This is a genomic window from Aminobacter sp. P4_D5, from assembly GCF_056401815.1.
The window spans coordinates 1-560 of sequence record NZ_JBFUIP010001200.1; the positions used below are offsets into that span (position 1 = coordinate 1).

Below are 560 nucleotides of genomic sequence, written 5' to 3' on the forward strand. Positions count from 1 at the left end.
GCCGTGGAGTTCGCCAAGGGCAACGAGAAGTTCGAAATCCTGGGCGGTGCGCTCGGGACCCAGATGCTGAACGTCGATGGCGTGAAGGCACTGGCCGAACTTCCCTCGCTCGACACGCTGCGCGCGTCGCTCGTGGGTCTGATCCAGACCCCGGCGACCCGCATTGCCGGGGTGGTTCAGGCCCCCGCCGGCCAGCTGGCACGGGTGCTGAAGGCCTACGCGGATAAGGAAGCCGCATGAGGTTGCGATCGCCGGAGGGCTTGCCCGAAGGCGTGAATCGCAGCCCCGCGTAGGGGCGCTTTGGCCTATCGAATCACTAAACCCCTGCCGCGATGTCGCGGTGGGGTTGTCAAGCCACAGTCAAGCCATTAGATCGAAGGAACACACACATGGCCGATCTCGCAAAGCTCGTTGACGAGCTGTCCGCTCTGACCGTCTTGGAGGCCGCCGAGCTCTCCAAGCTGCTCGAGGAAAAGTGGGGCGTCTCCGCCGCCGCGCCGGTGGCTGTTGCCGCCGCTGCCGGCCCGGCCGCCGCTGCCGCTCCTGCCGAAGTGCAGACC

At 66.6% G+C, this 560-nt stretch carries 2 pseudogenes; both read left to right on the forward strand.

Features of this window, described 5'->3' with window-relative positions:
• Positions 1 to 240, forward strand: a pseudogene (locus AC1DWF_RS37475) (50S ribosomal protein L10); the annotation flags it as partial.
• Between the two features lie 149 nt (positions 241 to 389).
• Positions 390 to 560: pseudogene (locus AC1DWF_RS37480) on the forward strand (50S ribosomal protein L7/L12); the annotation flags it as partial.